This is a genomic window from Paraburkholderia ginsengisoli NBRC 100965 (assembly GCF_000739735.1).
In the GTDB taxonomy this organism is placed as follows: Bacteria; Pseudomonadota; Gammaproteobacteria; order Burkholderiales; family Burkholderiaceae; genus Paraburkholderia; species Paraburkholderia ginsengisoli.
This window is the reverse complement of the sequence record NZ_BBJF01000002.1, coordinates 1-16,304: the sequence shown is the minus strand read 5'-3', so window position 1 is coordinate 16,304 and position 16,304 is coordinate 1. Positions and strand designations below refer to the sequence as shown.

Sequence of the window (16,304 nt, the reverse complement as noted above, 5' to 3'; positions counted from 1 at the left end):
CGTGCAAAACGTTTAATCCGGCAATTCGGCCGCACCCATGCGCCGCGCGATCACGCGTGCGCGCTGGGTGAGATAGGCGGAGCCCCGGTGTTCGTCGAAGTATTTCGGACGCGGCAGCATCACGGCGAGTCGCGCCGACTGTGCCGCGCTCACCTTGCTCGCCGAAGTCTTGAAGTAGTACTGGGCGGCCGCCTCGGCGCCGTAGACGTCGTTGCCCCACTCGACGGAGTTCAGATAGATCTCGAAGATGCGCTCCTTGTCCATCAAGGTTTCGAGCATCCACGTGATGATCAGCTCCTGGCCCTTGCGGATATAACTCTTCTCACGGGACAGAAACAGATTGCGCGCGAGCTGCTGGGTGATCGTCGAACCGCCGCGCACGATCTTGCCCTTCGCCTTGTTGCGCTCCCACGCTTGCAGGATCGCGTCGGTTTCGTAGCCGTTGTTGTTGACGAAGTTCGCGTCTTCGGACGCGATGATCGCGCGCTTCAGATTGCGCGAGATCTGCTCGTACGGCACCCACGTATGCTGGATCGACAGATCCGGCCGATCCTGTGACAAACGCCACGCGTCCGAGCGCATGAACGCTGTCGAACGCGGATTCACGCTATTCCAGATCGCGATCTGCGCGAAGTAGAACGCCTGCGTCGCGAGCCACGCGATGACCAGCACGGCGCCCAGGTAGACCATCCATCGCACCGGACTGGGCCGGCTTGCGCGCCGCGTTGTTGTCATGTACGTCCCGTCCCCGGTTGAGTGATCCGCTGAGCGATGCACCGGGCCGCTACGCGTGCGACGGCGCCGTCAACAGCGCACGCAGTTCGGCGAGCACCGGCGCGCCATCGGGCCGCACGCCGCGCCACACGTAAAACGATTCGGCGGCCTGCTCGACCAGCATGCCGAGACCGTCGGCGCCGCGCGCGCCCAGCTTGTGCGCGTGTTCCATGAAGACCGTCGGATGCGCGCCGTACATCATGTCGTACGCGAGCGTGCCGTTGCCGAACGCGCGGTCGTCGCACTCGGGCAACGACGCGTCGAGGCTGCCCGCCGTCGCGTTGACGATCACGTCGTACTGGCCCGCTTCGATCGCGCGTGCGCTGCCGCCGCTCAGACGGCACGCGGCGTCGCGTGCGGCCTGCGCGAACTGGTCGACCAGCGCTTCGGCCTTCGCCGCCGTGCGATTGACGATGGTCAGCGAATACGGCGCGCGCTCCAGCATCGGCAGCACCACACCGCGCGCGGCGCCACCCGCGCCGAGCAACAGGATGCGCGCGCCCTTCAGCGACACGCCGAGATTCACCTCGATGTCGCGCACCAGACCGAAGCCATCCGTGTTGTCGCCATAGATGCCGTTCGCGTCGAAGCGCAACGTGTTCACCGCGCCGGCCGCCGCCGCACGCGGCGACAACGTGGTGGCGAACGCATGCGCGTCGAGCTTGAACGGCACGGTCACGTTCATCCCGCGTCCGCCCGCGTCGATGAACGCGCGCACGTGCGGCACGAACGCGTCGACCGGCGCGAGCAGCGCGCCGTATTCCACCGGTTCGCCGGTTTGCGCGGCGAACCGGCCATGAATGAAGGGCGACTTGCTATGCCCGACCGGGTTGCCGATGACCGCATAGCGGTCGCGTGTGGGATTGCTGCTCATCGTCCCGGCTCCGCAATGTGGTGGTCGGCGGCGGCGTCGCTCGCGCTGACGTCGGTGCTGTTCCCGGCAGCGGCGTCGGCTGCCGCGGCGTCGCCGTCCAGGGCTTCGGCCTGCGCCTCGGCTTCGCCTTCGGCGCTGTCGTCGGCCGCGTCGATGAGTTCCTCATCGCCTTCGTCGCCCTCGTCCGCTTCTTCAGCTTCGCTGCCACTCGTCACGGTCGGCGCGTCGAGCACGTGCAACAGACGCACGGACGCTTCGACGGTCAGCTCGTCGAGCGACATCACTTCCATCTGCAAACGCGTGCCGCGTGCATGCACGCCGAGACCCGGCACATGCAGCAGCAGCGGAATCTCTTCGAGACGCACCAGATCGCCCTTCACCACCGACGCCACCACCTGCTTGCGGTTCTCCTGCTTCAGCCAGCGCAGACACCAGAAGTACTCCATGCGGCGCTGATGATCGGCGTACGCGGTGTAGGTGTCGTCGAAGCCTTGCACGACGGCGAACAGATCGGCGTCCTTCGGCTTGAACGGCGCGGCCAGCTTCGCGGTCACGCCGTGCTGCACGCACGCGATCAGTTGCCACTGGTTCACGAGGTCGACGTAGCGGCGCAGCGGTGACGTGCTCCACGCGTATTGCGTGACGCCGAGGCCTTCGTGCGGCGCGGCGTTGGTCTGCATGCGCGTACGCTTCGGGCCGGTCGGCGCGCCGAACGCGCGCTGCGTGCGGTAAATGCCCGGCACGCCGTGGTCGTGCAGGAATGCGCCCCACGACGAGTTCGCGAGAATCGCCAGCTCGGCGACGATCGTGTCGAGCGGCGAACCGCGCCGGCGCGGCGTGATCGTGATGTGCTCGCCTTCCACGTAGAAGTTGAAGTCGGTATTGCGCTGCACTTCGCGGCGCAGACCGTAGCCGGCGCGCGCGGTCTGGCGCTTTTCGAACAGCGCCTGCGCGAACGGCCACAGCACGGCGATGTCTTCCTTGTGCGGATAGTCGCCGGTGCCGGCGGCGAGCGCCTCTTCGGTGACGAGCTCGTCGAGCGTGTTGTGACGCAGATTGTTCTTCACGAACACGCGCTCGGCGCGCGTTTCGCTCGCGACGATCTCCTGCGTCTCGCGATTGACAATCACATACAGCGACAGCGCCGGCCGCAACCCGCCTTCGGCCAGCGTGAACGCTTCGACCACGCTATCGGGCAGCATCGTGATCTTGTCGCCCGGCATGTAGACGGTCGACAAACGCGTGCGCGCGATCGCGTCCACCTCGTCGCCGCGCTGGATGCCGAGCGCCGGGGCGGCGATGTGCACGCCGATTCGCACGCGGCCGTCGGCCAGATGCTCGACCGAGAACGCGTCGTCGATTTCGGTGGTGGTGATGTCGTCGATCGAGAACGCCTCGACGTTGGCTTCCGGCAGATCGTCCGGCAAGCTGCCGACCGTGACGGGCGGAAAGCCCGTGCCGTGCGGGAAGAACTCGGACAGGAACTTCGCCTCGTGCAACGCGCGCGCCGACGGGATCGCGCCGCATTCGAGCATCAGGCGCGCCTGCGAAATGCCGCGCGCGGCGGCGGCGTTTTCGAGCGCCTTGTATTCGATCGTGTTCTTGTCGGGCTTGGTGACCAGCATCAGCGCGGTCTTGCCGACGAAGGCTTCCGGCAGCCGGCCGGCCTTCAGTTCTTCCTCGTAGCCCTGCTGCACCAGCGCCTGCTGACGCTTGCGCTCGAGACCGGCGAGCGCCATCTTCAGTTGTTCCTGCGGCGCGCGCTGGTACATGCCGCGGCCCTTGCGGCGGAAATACACCGGCGCGCCGTGCATGCGCAGCACCAGCGCGGCACGCTCGATCGAACCGAAGCCTTCGCCGAAGTATTCGGCGCCCAGCGTGGCGAACGGGAATTCGTCGTCAGGCGCGCATTCCCACAAAAAGTCCAGGTCGATGTCCTGCGCGGCCGCATCGGCCTGCTGCATCAGTTCGGCCGCGCTCGGCTTGTCGAATTCGATCAGCACGTCTTTCGCGCGCACCTTCGCGCGCCGGCCGCCCGGCAACTCGACCTGAAACGCGTCGCCCTGGCGCGACAGCACGCTGCCCGCCTTGAAACTGCCCGATTCCTCGAAGAAAACGTTCACTCAATACTCTCGTTCTGACTTGCATCTGCCGGCGCGCCCGATCTGGTTCAGCGATCGGTCACTGCGTGCGCGGCGCGGCAACGTGTTCGTGGTAGTGGATCCGCAGCGCTTGACGTACGGATACGCGCGCCGGCGGGTTGTATCTGATTCAATCTGATCGGCAGCGGCTCACCGCCGGATCGTGGGTCTGCGGCCGCGCCTGGGCACCTCAAGCCGCTTCGCGCGGCGCCGGCGGCTCGACGTCTTCGGCGTCGCAAAAGGCCAGCACGTCGTCGACGTATTGCGCGAACTCGCTGATCGCGTGGTCGCTCCCTTCGATCAGCGTAGTGCGTGCGCCGGGATAGTGCGCGAGCATTTCGCGGTAGTCGAGCACTTCGTCGCCGGTGGCGGCCACCAGATAATAGCGTTCGGGCCGCGTGATCGACGCGACACCGAGCGCGCGCAGCTCGTCCAGATGATGCGGCTCGACGACGATACTCCCGCCGCCGTGCCACAGCGGCTGTTCGCCGAGATAGGCGCTCAGGTCGCGCTGCGGCACGACCGCCGGGTTCAGCAGCACGGCCGGCCAGCCGTGCTTCTCGGCCAGATGCGTGGCGAAATAGCCGCCCAGCGAACTGCCGATCACCGTGACGTTTTTCTCGCCCTTCGCTTTGGCAGCCGCCACCAGCGACTCCGCGAGCGCCACCGTCTCGAACGGCGAAACCGGCAACATCGGGCAGCACCATTCGTCGGCGCGACCCAGCTCGACCAGCCGCGCCGCCAGCACGCGCGCCTTGAACGAATTCGGCGACGAGCGGAAACCGTGCAGATAGAGAATCACGACGCGCCTCGCGCGGAAAGTGCGTCGAGCAGCTTCTGATGCACGCCGCCGAAGCCGCCGTTGCTCATCACCAGAATCTGGTCGCCGGGGCGCGTCGCGTGGACCACCGCTTTGACCAGCGCGTCGAGATTGTCGAACGCTTGCGCCTTGCCGCCGAGCGGAGCAAGCGCCTCGCCGAGATTCCAGCCGAGCGCGTCGCGGCCATTCGGCGCGCCGTAGCCGAACACGAGGTCGGCGTCGGCGAGGCTGGCGGGCAACTGCGCTTTCATCACGCCCAGCTTCATCGTGTTCGAACGCGGCTCCAGCACCGCGAGAATGCGCGTGTTGTCGCGGCCGACGCGCGCGCGCAGCCCGGCCACGGTGGTGTCGATCGCGGTGGGGTGATGCGCGAAGTCGTCGTAGACGGTCACGCCGTCGACGCTGCCGCGCACTTCCATGCGCCGCTTCACGTTGCGAAAGCTCGTGAGCGACTTCGCGGCTTGCGCCGGCGGCACACCGACACTGCGCGCGGCGGCGATCGCGGCCAGCGCGTTCATCCGGTTGTGCTCGCCCTGCACCTGCCACTCGACCACGCCGACGCGTTCGCTGTTGTGATACACGGCGAAACGCTGGTCGACCGGCACGCCGTCTTCGGCGGGCAGGGTTTGCCAGCCGCCTTGCACGCCGAAGCGCTCGACCTGGCTCCAGCAGCCGCGCGTCAGCACGCGCTCCAGCGCGTCTTCGCGCCCGTTCGTCACCACCCGGCCGATGCCCGGCACCGTGCGGATCAGATGATGGAACTGGGTTTCGATCGCGGCGAGATCCGGGAAGATGTCGGCGTGATCGAATTCGAGGTTGTTCAGGACCGCAGTCTTCGGCCGGTAGTGGACGAACTTCGAGCGCTTGTCGAAGAAGGCCGTGTCGTATTCGTCGGCTTCGATCACGAAGAAGCTCGAATCCGTGAGCCGTGCGGACACGCCGAAGTTGAGCGGCACGCCGCCGATCAGAAAGCCCGGATTGAGCCCGGCGTCTTCGAGCAGCCACGTCAGCATGGAACTGGTGGTGGTCTTGCCGTGCGTGCCGGCCACCGCCAGCACCCACTTGCCGTTCAGCACATGCTCGCCGAGCCACTGCGGGCCGGAAACGTAGGGCAGGCCGCGGTCGAGAATCGCTTCCATCAGCGGGTTGCCGCGCGAGACCACGTTGCCGATCACGAACAGATCCGCGTTCAGGCCGTTCAGCTGGTCCGCGTCGTAACCCTCGATCAGACGGATGCCTTGCGCCTCGAGCTGCGTGCTCATCGGCGGATAGACGCCGGCGTCGCAGCCCGTCACGGTGTGGCCCGCGCCGCGCGCGAGCACCGCGAGACCGCCCATGAACGTGCCGCAGATACCGAGGATGTGGATGTGCATAAGCCTGTCGTGCCGCGCTGGCGTTTTTTGCGAGGAATGGGGGTGCTGCAAAGCGGCCGGAACGACCGTCTGCAAAGGACGCTATTGTAACCGACAGCTACCGCGCGCCCCACGAACGCTCGCCCGCGCCGCGCCCGCCGGTCGCCCGGTGCGGCCCGCCTGACAAGGGCTGTCAGCAATCTCTAGTATGATTCACGGATGGTTCGCAAATCACATTTCGATCCGCAGCGCGTGCGCGAGGAAATCGCCATCGCGGCTGCGCGCCTGATCGCCGAAGACGGTCTGGACTACGCCACGGCCAAGCGCAAGGCGGCGCGGCAAGTCGTCGGCGAGAGCCGTGTTGCCGGCGAATGGCTGCCGGATAACGACCAGATTGAAGAAGAAATCCGCGAATACCAGGCGCTGTTCCAGGGCGAAAGCCAGCCCGCGCTGCTCAGGCGGCTGCGCCATATCGCGTTGGACTGGATGGAGCGGCTCGCGCCGTTCAATCCCTATCTGACCGGCGCCGTGCTGGGCGGCACGGCCGGCGAACACTCCGACGTGCATCTGCAGGTGTTCTGCGACAACCCTAAAGAAGTCGCGATCTACTTTCTGAACGCCAACATTCAATACGACGTGTCGGAGACGCGGCACTTCGCGGGTCGCGGTTACGTGGAGACGCTGAGCTTCCTGTGGCGTCCCACGAACGAAGCGCGCGACGCGGAACCGGTCGGCATCCACGTCGCGCTGTACGAAACGGACGACCTGCGTGGCGCGGTCAAAGCCGACGCGCGCGGCCGCACGGCGCGGGCGAATCTGCCGGCGGTCCAGGCGCTGGTCGACAGCAGCGAAGCCACCCCTTCCACTAATTAGACAGATCAGGCATGAACATGAGACGGATTCTGGCGGCGGCGCTCGTCGCCGTCGTTGCTGCGGGCGGCGGCGTGCTGGCCAATCACTGGCTCAATAGCGGTGGCGAAGTCGCCCAGGCCGCGCAGAACGGTTCGCCGACGAGCGCGGTCGAGCAACTGTGGGCTGCGCCGGTCACCGGCGTCGACGGCAAGCCGCAGTCGCTAAGTTTGCATAAAGGTCATCCCATCGTCGTCAACTTCTGGGCGTCGTGGTGCGGCCCGTGTGTCGAGGAAATGCCGGCCCTGTCGCAGCTTCAGCGCGAATATGCGAAGAAAGGCATCCAGTTCGTCGGACTTGGCGTCGATTCGGAGAAAAACATCCAGACCTTCCTGCAGAAGGTCAAAGTCGCGTACCCAATCTACGTGACTGGCTTCGGCGGCGCCGACCTCGCGCGCGCGTTCGGCAATAACGCGGGCGGGCTGCCGTTCACGGTCGTCATCGACGCCAAAGGCAATGTCCGCTCGACAAAATTAGGCCAGATCGACCCGGCCGCGCTCCGGCAGACGCTCGACGCACTTTAAATTTCGCATTCTTTTGCTGACCGATTCCGTGCGGAACACGCAAAAATACGCGCAAATCGCGCGAAATTGAGAGAAGATGGGCGCCCGGCGCAGCGGCGGATCGACGCAAGCGTCGCTCCGTACGTCCGGGAAACTAGACAAGTTTCTCTAATCAGCGCTAAAGTGCGCCCAATTCCACGGAAAAAGAAGCCACCATGACGCGACTGCTGGTACTGCACGGACCCAACCTCAACCTTCTCGGCACCCGGGAACCCGAGGTCTACGGTCGCGTGACCTTGCCACAGATCGATCAGGCGCTGGCGGACCGTGCAGCGGACGCAGATGTCGAACTCGCGTCGTTCCAGAGCAACCACGAAGGCGCACTGGTCGACCGCATCCAATCCGCGCGGACTGAAAACACCGAGTTCATACTGATCAATCCCGCCGCGTACACGCACACGAGCGTGGCCATTCGGGACGCACTGGCGGGGGTCGGCATCCCGTTCGTCGAGATTCATCTGTCGAACGTGCATCGTCGCGAACCGTTCCGGCATCACTCGTATTTCTCCGACCAGGCCGAAGGCGTGATTTGCGGCCTTGGCTGGAAGGGATATCTGTACGCGCTCGAATTCGCGCTCGACCGGCTCGCCGCCGGCTCGTCGCGCGGCTGAATCCAAACACGTCCAATTTAAGCCGGGTACTGCACGACTGCACGCGCCGGCACTTTACGCATTGAAAGGGGCATCCTGATGGATCTACGTAAACTGAAAACTCTGATCGACCTCGTCTCGGAGTCCGGTATTTCCGAACTCGAAGTGACCGAGGGCGAAGGCAAGGTGCGCATCGTCAAGAATGCGCCGCCGGTTTACGTGCAACCGTCCGCCTCGTACGCGCCGCAATATGCGCAACAGGCTCCGGCTCCGGGCGCAGAAGCGCCCGCCGCTGCCGCCGCTCCGGCTACGCCGGCAGTGGCCGCGCCGCAAGGTCACGTGGTGACTTCGCCGATGGTCGGCACGTTCTATCGCGCGCCGTCGCCGGGTGCGGACCCGTTCGTCCAGGTGGGCGACACGGTCAAGGAAGGCCAGACGATCTGCATCATCGAAGCGATGAAGCTGCTCAACGAAATCGAGTCGGACAAGTCCGGCGTGGTGAAGGAAATCCTCGTCGAAAACGGCCAGGCGGTCGAGTACGGCCAACCGCTGTTCGTGGTCGGCTAACGCGGCACGCATTGTTCGCCGCCCGCGCGCCCGCAGTCCGAAAGGCGCGCGACCGATCCTCTGAGGCGGCCGGTGTTGCAACCAACCCGGCGCCCATTGATGAGTCGAAAACCCGCTATGTTTGAAAAAATCCTCATTGCCAATCGTGGCGAGATCGCGCTTCGTATCCAGCGCGCCTGCCGCGAACTCGGCGTCAAGACGGTCGTCGTCTATTCGGAAGCCGACAAGGAAGCCAAGTACGTGAAGCTCGCCGACGAGGCGGTCTGCATCGGCCCGGCGCCTTCGAACCTGAGCTATCTGAACATGCCAGCGCTGATCAGCGCGGCCGAAGTGACCGACGCCGAAGCGATCCACCCCGGCTACGGCTTCCTGTCGGAGAACGCCGACTTCGCCGAGCGCGTCGAGCAGTCCGGTTTCACCTTCATCGGCCCGCGCCCGGAAACGATCCGGATGATGGGCGACAAGGTCACGGCCAAGCAGACCATGATCAAGACCGGCGTGCCCTGCGTGCCGGGTTCGGAAGGCGCGTTGCCGGAAGATCCGAAAGAGATCGTGAAGATTGCCCGCCAGGTCGGCTACCCGGTCATCATCAAGGCCGCCGGCGGCGGCGGTGGCCGCGGCATGCGCGTGGTGCACACCGAAGCGGCGCTGGTCAACGCGGTCAACATGACTCGCGAAGAAGCCGGCCGCGCGTTCGGCAACCCGCAGGTCTACATGGAGAAATTCCTGGAGAACCCGCGGCACATCGAAATCCAGGTGCTGTCCGATTCGTTCAAGAACGCCATCTGGCTCGGCGAACGTGACTGCTCGATGCAGCGCCGTCACCAGAAGGTGATCGAAGAAGCGCCGGCGCCGGGCATCGCGCGCCGTCTGATCGACCGCATCGGCGACCGTTGCGCAGACGCCTGCAAGAAGATGGGCTATCTGGGCGCGGGCACGTTCGAGTTCCTGTACGAAAACGGCGAGTTCTACTTCATCGAGATGAACACGCGCGTGCAGGTCGAGCATCCGGTGACCGAGCTGATCACGGGCGTCGACATCGTGCAGGAACAGATCCGCATCGCGGCCGGCGAGAAGCTCGCGTTCCGTCAGCGCGACATCGTGTTCAAGGGTCATGCGATCGAATGCCGGATCAACGCCGAAGACCCGTTCAAGTTTATTCCGTCGCCGGGTCGTTTGACGTCGTGGCACATGCCGGGCGGCCCCGGCATCCGCGTCGATTCGCACGCGTACAACGGCTATTTCGTGCCGCCGAACTATGATTCGATGATCGGCAAGCTGATCGCTTACGGCGCGACGCGCGAGCAGGCGATCAAGCGGATGCGCATCGCGTTGTCGGAAATGGTGGTCGAAGGCATTCAGACCAACATCCCGCTGCACCGCGAGCTGATGCTGGACGCGAAGTTCGTCGAAGGTGGCACCAGCATTCACTACCTCGAAAACCGGTTGGCCGCGAAGCTGCAGGCCGCGCCGGAAGAAGCGTAAGTCATGAGCTACCGGGAACTGATCGCTGAGCTGGCGCGCGAGCACGCGGAGGAATTCTCCGACGCGTTGCTCGAGTTGGGCGCGTTGTCCGTATCGGTCGAAGACGCGGACGCCGACACGCCCGACGAGCAGCCGCTGTTCGGCGAGCCCGGTCTCACGCCGGATCGCACCGCGTGGCAGCGCTCGCGGGTGATCGCACTGCTCGCGCCGGAGCAGGAGCCGGCGGTGCTGCTGACTGCGGCGGTGAACGAAATCGGGCTGGAAAGCGCGCCGTCGTTCACCGTGCGGGAAGTCGAAGAGCAGGACTGGGTGCGGCTCACGCAATCGCAATTCGATCCGATTCCGATCGGCGAACGCATCTGGGTCGTGCCGTCGTGGCACGATGCACCAGACCCCGAAGCATTGGTGCTGGAGCTGGACCCGGGCCTCGCGTTCGGTACCGGCAGCCATCCCACCACGCGTCTGTGCATGGAGTGGCTGGAGCAATCGGTCAAGCCTGGGCAGTCGGTGCTCGACTACGGTTGCGGCTCCGGCATTCTCGCGATCCTCGCGAAGAAGTGCGGCGCGAATCCGGTGTACGGCATCGACATCGACCCGCAAGCGGTCGAGTCGGCACGTCACAACAGCGAGCGCAACCACGCCGAAGTCACCTACGGTTTGCCCGACGAATGCCCCACCGGCGAGTTCGATATCGTGGTCGCCAACATCCTGTCCAATCCGCTCAAGCTGATGGCATCGATGCTGTCGTCGAAGGTCAAGCCGGGTGGCCGGATCGCGTTGTCCGGCATTCTTGCGCGGCAGGCGGACGAGGTCGCGCAGGTCTACGCGCGCTGGATCGATATCGGCGTGTGGCGCGAACACGAAGGTTGGGTATGTCTAACGGGAACCCGTCGCGAAAGCCATTAGAATAAGGCGTATTGTCAAACCAACGGCCTTCCGGCTTAACGGCTCAATATGCTCCTGGCGACGCGTTGCCCCTTCTGCGAAACCGTCTTCCGTCTGCAATCGGCGCAGCTCGCGCAGCGTCGCGGCCTCGTGCGCTGCGGGCATTGCCAGGAAGTGTTCGACGCGTCGAGTAGTCTGTTCGACATCACTGAAGGCGGTGACTTCTCCACCGCCAAACCGGTCGCTGCTGCGGCGGCCATCGAGGCGCTGTCGGGCGTGCGTCAGAAGGACCCCGACTTCAGCGCCGAAGCGTGGGATCCGTGGGCGCCCGCGCCCGACGCCGCCATCGACAACCGTCTGCTTCACAACGCAGGCAACGTGCCGCTGACGCCGGTCTCAACCGGCGCCGGCGTCGCGGTCACCCCGAGCCCCAGCCACGCGGTCGAACCTGAATTGCCGGCCGGCGCATTCACGAAGCCGCTGCCTCACGACGACGAACCCGTGCTGGCCGACGCGCCGCTCGATCCCTTCGCCTACGATGCCGACGATCAGCCCATCGTCGAACCGCCCGTCGAAGAAGCGCCGCGCGTGTGGCACAAGACCGAGCGCGCGGCCGAACCGGCGCTCGACCAGGCACCGAGCCTGCACGGCATCCCCGACAACGAACCGCATTTCGGCACGGCCGGTATAGGCACGGCCGGTATAGGCACGGCCGCCAGTTTCGGCGCGGCCACGGCTGCGGGCGCTGGCGGCTCGGGCACCCGTGGTCCGGGCCCAGGCGGCCCGGCTCCGGCCGCTTCAGGCGGCGAGCCCTTCTCCGTGAATCCCGTCAACGACGGCAGCGATCCTTTCCCCGTCGTGCGCGAAACCCGCCCCGCCGACAAGCGGCGCGTGGGCTGGGCGATTGCCGCGTCATTGGTGGGGCTGCTGCTGGTCTTCGGGCTGCTCGCGCAACTCGCGTGGTGGCAACGCGAGAGCGTGCAGGTGTATCTGCCGCGCACGCAGCCGCTGTACGTGAAGGCATGCGCATATCTCGGCTGTCAGATGACACCGCCGCACGACATCGACGGGTTGCAGGTCGAGCCGTCCGATCTGCGGCAGATCGACGGCCCGCACAAGCTCGAACTGAAGATGCCGCTGCACAACCGCTACGGCATCGCCTTGGCCTACCCCGCCATCGAACTCACGCTGCTCGACGACCAGAACAACGTCGCCGTGCGGCGCGTGCTGTGGCCGCAAGACTACGTGCCGCCCGGCACGGCGATCGCAGCCGGCCTGCCGGCGCACACGACCCAGACGATGATCGTGCATCTCGACACAGGCATGGCGGTCGCGTCCAATTTCCGCGTACAGATCTTCTATCCGTAACGCATCCTCGCGCGCCCGGCCGTGACCGGGCGCCTTCACCGTCATCACTGACGAATTTTCGGAGCACAACAACATGAGTCAAGTCACGCTGGGTGGCAACCCGATCGAAGTAGCCGGCACGTTCCCGTCGGTGGGCCAGAGCGCGCCCGCTTTCTCGCTGGTCGGCAAGGATCTGAAGCCGGTGTCGCTCGCCGATTTCGCCGGCAAGCGCAAGGTGCTGAACATCGTCCCGAGCCTCGATACGCCGACCTGCGCCACGTCGACCCGCAAGTTCAACGAAGCGGCCGCGAAGCTGACCAATACGGCCGTGATCGTCGTGTCGGGCGACCTGCCGTTCGCCGCGTCGCGCTTCTGCACGACCGAAGGCATCGAGAACGTCGTCACGGCCTCCACGTTCCGCGGCCACGAGTTCGCGCAAGCGTACGGTGTCGACGTGACGAGCGGCCCGCTGACCGGTCTGACGGCGCGTGCCGTGGTGGTGATCGACGAGAACGACAAGGTCGTGCACGCGGAGCTGGTCGGCGAAATCAAGAACGAGCCGAACTACGACGCAGCACTCGCCGCGCTGAAGTAAAGCTTCGCGCACGAGCCCGGCGCCGCGCATCATGCGCGGCGCTGTCGCGCAACGCGGGTTCGCGCGCTCTCTCAATCGCATTTTTACAGGAACGCTCGCCTTGGCTACGCTCATCTGCGGTTCGCTCGCCTACGACAACATCATGACTTTCGAAGGGCGCTTCCGGGAGCACATCCTGCCGGAGCAGGTCCACATCCTGAACGTGAGCTTTCTGGTGCCGACCATGCGCCGCGAGTTCGGCGGCTGCGCGGGCAACATCGCTTACGCGCTGCATCTGCTCGGCGGCGACGCGCGCATCATGGGCACGCTCGGCGCGGTGGATGCGCAGCGCTACATCGAACGCTTCGAACAGCTCGGGTTGTCGACGGAAAGCGTGCTCGTCGTGCCGGACACCTATACCGCGCAGGCGATGATCACCACCGACCTGGAAAACAATCAGATCACCGCGTTCCATCCGGGCGCGATGATGCAGTCGCATCTGAACCGCGCGGACGAAGCGAAGGGCATCACGCTCGGCATCGTCGGACCGGACGGCTTCGACGGCATGATCCAGCACTCCGAACATCTGGCGGCCGCCGGCGTGCCGTTCATTTTCGATCCGGGTCAAGGTTTGCCGCTCTTCGACGGCGATACGCTGCGGCGCATGATTGAACTTGCCACGTATGTAGCTGTCAACGATTACGAAGCCAAGCTGGTGAGCAACAAGACCGGCTGGTCGATCGAAGAGATCGCCGGCAAGGTCGAAGCGTTGATCGTCACGCTCGGCGAACAGGGTGCACAGATCCATCATGCCGGCGGTGTCGAAAACATTCCGGCGGTTCAGGCGAAGCAGGTACTGGATCCGACAGGCTGTGGCGATGCATTCCGCGGCGGCTTGCTGTACGGTATCGAGAACAAGCTGGGCTGGGCCACCACGGGCCGCCTCGCGAGTCTGATGGGTGCCTTGAAAATCGAGCAGCAAGGCCCACAAAACTATGCGCCCAGCCGGGCGGAGATCAACGAACGGTTCGAGCAGGCATTCGGATATAGCCTGCCCTGATCGAGAGTTATGGGAGCCAAGGAATGAGAACAACGAGTCGCCTGATAGTCGCCACCTTGATCGCCGGTTCGCTGGCCATGTCGGGGTGCGCTAGCAACAGTAGTTCTCCCAACGTCTTCACGGCGTCGCAGGCACAGCGCGAACAGACGGTCCGCATGGGCACGGTCGACAGCGTGCGCGCGGTCCGCATCAGCACGAACAACGGCCAGCCGAGCGGCCTGGGTGTGGTCGGCGGCGGCGCTCTGGGCGCGTTGGCCGGCAGCACGATCGGCGGCGGGCGCGGCTCGGTTGCCACGGGCATCATCGGCGGCATCGGCGGTGCGGTGGCCGGCAATGCGATCGAGAACAGCGTCGCGATGCGCGACGGCGTCGAGATCACCGTGCGACTCGACAACGGCGACCTGCGCGCGATCACGCAAACCACCACCGGCGAAATCTTCCGCGCCGGCGATCGCGTGCGGCTTCTCTCCAGCGGCGGCGTCACGCGCGTGACGCACTAAAGCACACTCAACATTTTCCCTCTCGCGCGGCCGGCCTAAGCGCCGCCGCGACGACCTCAAACGCATGCCCTCCCCTGTGCATGCGTCTTTTTTCGCCCGCAGGTTTTCCAACCGAATCGTCTTGGCCGGTCTTCAAGCAATCGGTCGCGCACGCGCACGCAAAAACGTTCGGCCAAAAAAAATCCCGCCGCCGGAAACCGGCAACGGGACCCTGACCGAGTAGCGCTCGTCACTGCGTAAGCGCCACTCGATCATCGGACACATCGTGCGACGTGCCGAAGTACTTCTACAGCCTACTGACCAGCTTACGGGCGGCTGCCCGTCGGGAACGGCCATGCCGCTGCCGGGTTCAACGCGGTCTTCACCGTCGCCGCCGGTGCGCTCGAGACAGAAGTCGCAGCGGGTGCAGGCGCAGCCTTCTTGGCGACAGCCTTCTTCGCAGGAGCAGCCTTCTTTGCAGGAGCAGCAGCCTTCTTCGCGGCAGCCTTCTTGGCAGGTGCAGCTTTTTTGGCAGCAGCCTTTTTCGCGGGCGCAGCCTTTTTAGCAGCAGCCTTTTTCGCGGGCGCGGCCTTCTTCGCAGCAGCCTTCTTGGCCGGTGCGGCCTTCTTCGCTGCGGCCTTCTTCGCCGGTGCTGCCTTCTTCGCTGCAACCTTCTTCACCGCGGCTTTCTTCGCCGGTGCTGCCTTCTTGGCCGGTGCCGCTTTTTTCGCCGCGACCTTCTTCACAGCAACTTTCTTCGCTGCGACTTTCTTGGCTGCGACCTTCTTGGCCGGTGCAGCTTTCTTCGCTGCAACCTTCTTAGCCGGTGCTGCCTTCTTCGCTGCAACCTTCTTCACTGCGACTTTCTTGGCAGCGACTTTCTTTGCCGGAGCAGCCTTCTTGGCCGGAGAAGCCTTCTTTGCTGCGACCTTCTTTGCTGCGGGTTTCTTAGCGGCGGCTTTCTTTGCAGTTGCCATCATTTTCTCCTTCAGGTTTTCAGATGAGAGTCAGTTCAAACTACACCCTTCGTCAAAACCCGCTTCCCGCGGACGCTTCTCAGGGCGCGCGCTACGAAGCGGGCTATTCATCGGCGTACGCAGGTGCCGCGCGCTTACGCTAATGAATGCGGTAAGGCGCGCCGTGCCGACAGGCACCGCGCGCCAGATCTGATCGGCGTTGAATCTCAACGCCGGCAATTGCTTGATCGAGCCGTCGGCAGTGACGCCAACGGCTTTTTCCGGGGGGAAGTCTGCCCATCCCACTGAAGGGTTCGCAAAGTGCCTGTCATGTTTGTGGGCCGCTAAGGCACCGGGCACGCTTTGCATCAGGCGGTTCTGCTCCTAACCAAAATTGCCGCGGCCGAAGCCGGCGGCATCCCCATCGATGAATGCATCTGCGACACGAACCCGGATCACTCCCAGGTCAGCGCACCGCCAGTTTGATATTCGATCACGCGCGTCTCGAAGAAGTTGCGTTCCTTCTTCAGGTCGATCATCTCGCTCATCCACGGGAACGGGTTTTCCTCGTTCGGGTACAGCGGATCGAGACCGATCTGCTGGCAACGGCGGTTGCAGATGAAGCGCAGATAGCTCTTGAACATCGACGCATTGAGGCCGAGCACCCCGCGCGGCATCGTGTCTTCTGCGTAACGATATTCAAGTTCGACCGCCTGCTGGAAGATCTCGCGGATTTCCGCGCGGAACTCAGCCGTCCAGAGTTGCGGGTTTTCGAGTTTGATCTGGTTGATCAGGTCGATGCCGAAGTTGCAGTGCATCGACTCGTCGCGCAGGATGTACTGGTACTGTTCCGCCGCGCCGGTCATCTTGTTCTGGCGGCCGAGCGCCAGGATTTGTGTAAAGCCGACGTAGAAGAACAAGCCTTCCA

Annotated in this window: 18 protein-coding genes; 10 read left to right on the top strand and 8 right to left on the bottom strand. The window is 64.8% G+C overall.

Going from position 1 to position 16,304, the window contains the following annotated elements:
* Nucleotides 1–12 precede the first annotated feature (12 nt).
* The 5 genes from mtgA to mpl form a co-directional block, all read right to left on the bottom strand.
* On the bottom strand, nt 13–735 hold the full coding sequence (gene mtgA / locus BGI01S_RS00350) for a monofunctional biosynthetic peptidoglycan transglycosylase (RefSeq protein ID WP_042320876.1): 723 nt from the start codon (nt 733–735) through the stop codon (nt 13–15).
* A 49-nt stretch (nt 736–784) separates the two neighbouring features.
* A complete protein-coding gene (gene aroE / locus BGI01S_RS00345; RefSeq protein WP_042320875.1) occupies nt 785–1,648 on the bottom strand; it encodes a shikimate dehydrogenase in 864 nt (287 codons plus the stop codon).
* Nucleotides 1,645–3,771 carry a ribonuclease catalytic domain-containing protein gene (locus tag BGI01S_RS00340; protein ID WP_042320874.1) on the bottom strand — a complete coding sequence of 709 codons (2,127 nt, stop codon included), beginning with the start codon at nt 3,769–3,771 and terminating at the stop codon, nt 1,645–1,647. The genes aroE and BGI01S_RS00340 overlap by 4 nt, the downstream gene beginning before the upstream one ends.
* 208 nt (nt 3,772–3,979) lie before the next feature.
* Entirely contained in the window at nt 3,980–4,591 is a 612-nt protein-coding gene (locus BGI01S_RS00335) for a YqiA/YcfP family alpha/beta fold hydrolase (RefSeq protein ID WP_042320871.1), read from the bottom strand.
* The gene (mpl, locus tag BGI01S_RS00330; RefSeq protein WP_042320868.1) at nt 4,588–5,982 is read right to left on the bottom strand and encodes a UDP-N-acetylmuramate:L-alanyl-gamma-D-glutamyl-meso-diaminopimelate ligase; all 1,395 of its coding nucleotides are present in this window, start codon (nt 5,980–5,982) and stop codon (nt 4,588–4,590) included. Before mpl ends, BGI01S_RS00335 begins: the two co-directional genes overlap by 4 nt.
* 198 nt (nt 5,983–6,180) lie before the next feature.
* Here mpl and BGI01S_RS00325 point away from each other — a divergent pair, with 198 nt between their 5' ends.
* The 10 genes from BGI01S_RS00325 to BGI01S_RS00280 all read left to right on the top strand — a co-directional run bounded on the left by BGI01S_RS00325 (nt 6,181) and on the right by BGI01S_RS00280 (nt 14,441).
* A complete protein-coding gene (locus BGI01S_RS00325; protein WP_042320866.1) occupies nt 6,181–6,834 on the top strand; it encodes a hypothetical protein in 654 nt (217 codons plus the stop codon).
* A gap of 11 nt (nt 6,835–6,845) precedes the next feature.
* Nucleotides 6,846–7,394, top strand: coding sequence for a TlpA family protein disulfide reductase (locus BGI01S_RS00320; protein ID WP_042320863.1), 549 nt, complete (start codon nt 6,846–6,848; stop codon nt 7,392–7,394).
* A 194-nt stretch (nt 7,395–7,588) separates the two neighbouring features.
* Nucleotides 7,589–8,044 (top strand): type II 3-dehydroquinate dehydratase, encoded by a 456-nt coding sequence (gene aroQ, locus BGI01S_RS00315; protein WP_042320860.1) that lies wholly within the window; start codon nt 7,589–7,591, stop codon nt 8,042–8,044.
* A gap of 78 nt (nt 8,045–8,122) precedes the next feature.
* Nucleotides 8,123–8,590, top strand: a complete 468-nt coding sequence (gene accB, locus BGI01S_RS00310) for an acetyl-CoA carboxylase biotin carboxyl carrier protein (RefSeq protein ID WP_042320856.1) — start codon at nt 8,123–8,125, stop codon at nt 8,588–8,590.
* Between the two features lie 117 nt (nt 8,591–8,707).
* On the top strand, nt 8,708–10,075 hold the full coding sequence (accC, locus tag BGI01S_RS00305; RefSeq protein WP_042320854.1) for an acetyl-CoA carboxylase biotin carboxylase subunit: 1,368 nt from the start codon (nt 8,708–8,710) through the stop codon (nt 10,073–10,075).
* A gap of 3 nt (nt 10,076–10,078) precedes the next feature.
* Nucleotides 10,079–10,981, top strand: a complete 903-nt coding sequence (prmA, locus tag BGI01S_RS00300) for a 50S ribosomal protein L11 methyltransferase (RefSeq protein ID WP_042320848.1) — start codon at nt 10,079–10,081, stop codon at nt 10,979–10,981.
* A 48-nt stretch (nt 10,982–11,029) separates the two neighbouring features.
* Nucleotides 11,030–12,328 (top strand): zinc-ribbon and DUF3426 domain-containing protein, encoded by a 1,299-nt coding sequence (locus BGI01S_RS00295; RefSeq protein WP_042320846.1) that lies wholly within the window; start codon nt 11,030–11,032, stop codon nt 12,326–12,328.
* Nucleotides 12,329–12,401: 73 nt separating this feature from the next.
* The gene (tpx, locus tag BGI01S_RS00290) at nt 12,402–12,902 is read left to right on the top strand and encodes a thiol peroxidase (protein ID WP_042320844.1); all 501 of its coding nucleotides are present in this window, start codon (nt 12,402–12,404) and stop codon (nt 12,900–12,902) included.
* 100 nt (nt 12,903–13,002) lie between these two features.
* Nucleotides 13,003–13,941 (top strand): carbohydrate kinase family protein, encoded by a 939-nt coding sequence (locus tag BGI01S_RS00285; protein WP_042321208.1) that lies wholly within the window; start codon nt 13,003–13,005, stop codon nt 13,939–13,941.
* Between the two features lie 23 nt (nt 13,942–13,964).
* Nucleotides 13,965–14,441, top strand: a complete 477-nt coding sequence (locus BGI01S_RS00280) for an outer membrane lipoprotein (protein WP_042320841.1) — start codon at nt 13,965–13,967, stop codon at nt 14,439–14,441.
* Between the two features lie 305 nt (nt 14,442–14,746).
* Here the strand turns inward: BGI01S_RS00280 and BGI01S_RS29145 are convergent, their stop codons facing one another.
* From BGI01S_RS29145 to BGI01S_RS00270, 3 genes are all read right to left on the bottom strand, one after another.
* On the bottom strand, nt 14,747–15,397 hold the full coding sequence (locus tag BGI01S_RS29145; protein ID WP_042320839.1) for a histone H1-like DNA-binding protein: 651 nt from the start codon (nt 15,395–15,397) through the stop codon (nt 14,747–14,749).
* A gap of 30 nt (nt 15,398–15,427) precedes the next feature.
* On the bottom strand, nt 15,428–15,745 hold the full coding sequence (locus BGI01S_RS29140) for a hypothetical protein (protein WP_084585227.1): 318 nt from the start codon (nt 15,743–15,745) through the stop codon (nt 15,428–15,430).
* Between the two features lie 86 nt (nt 15,746–15,831).
* A partial coding sequence (locus BGI01S_RS00270) for a ribonucleotide-diphosphate reductase subunit beta (protein ID WP_042320835.1) occupies nt 15,832–16,304 on the bottom strand: 473 nt, incomplete at its 5' end.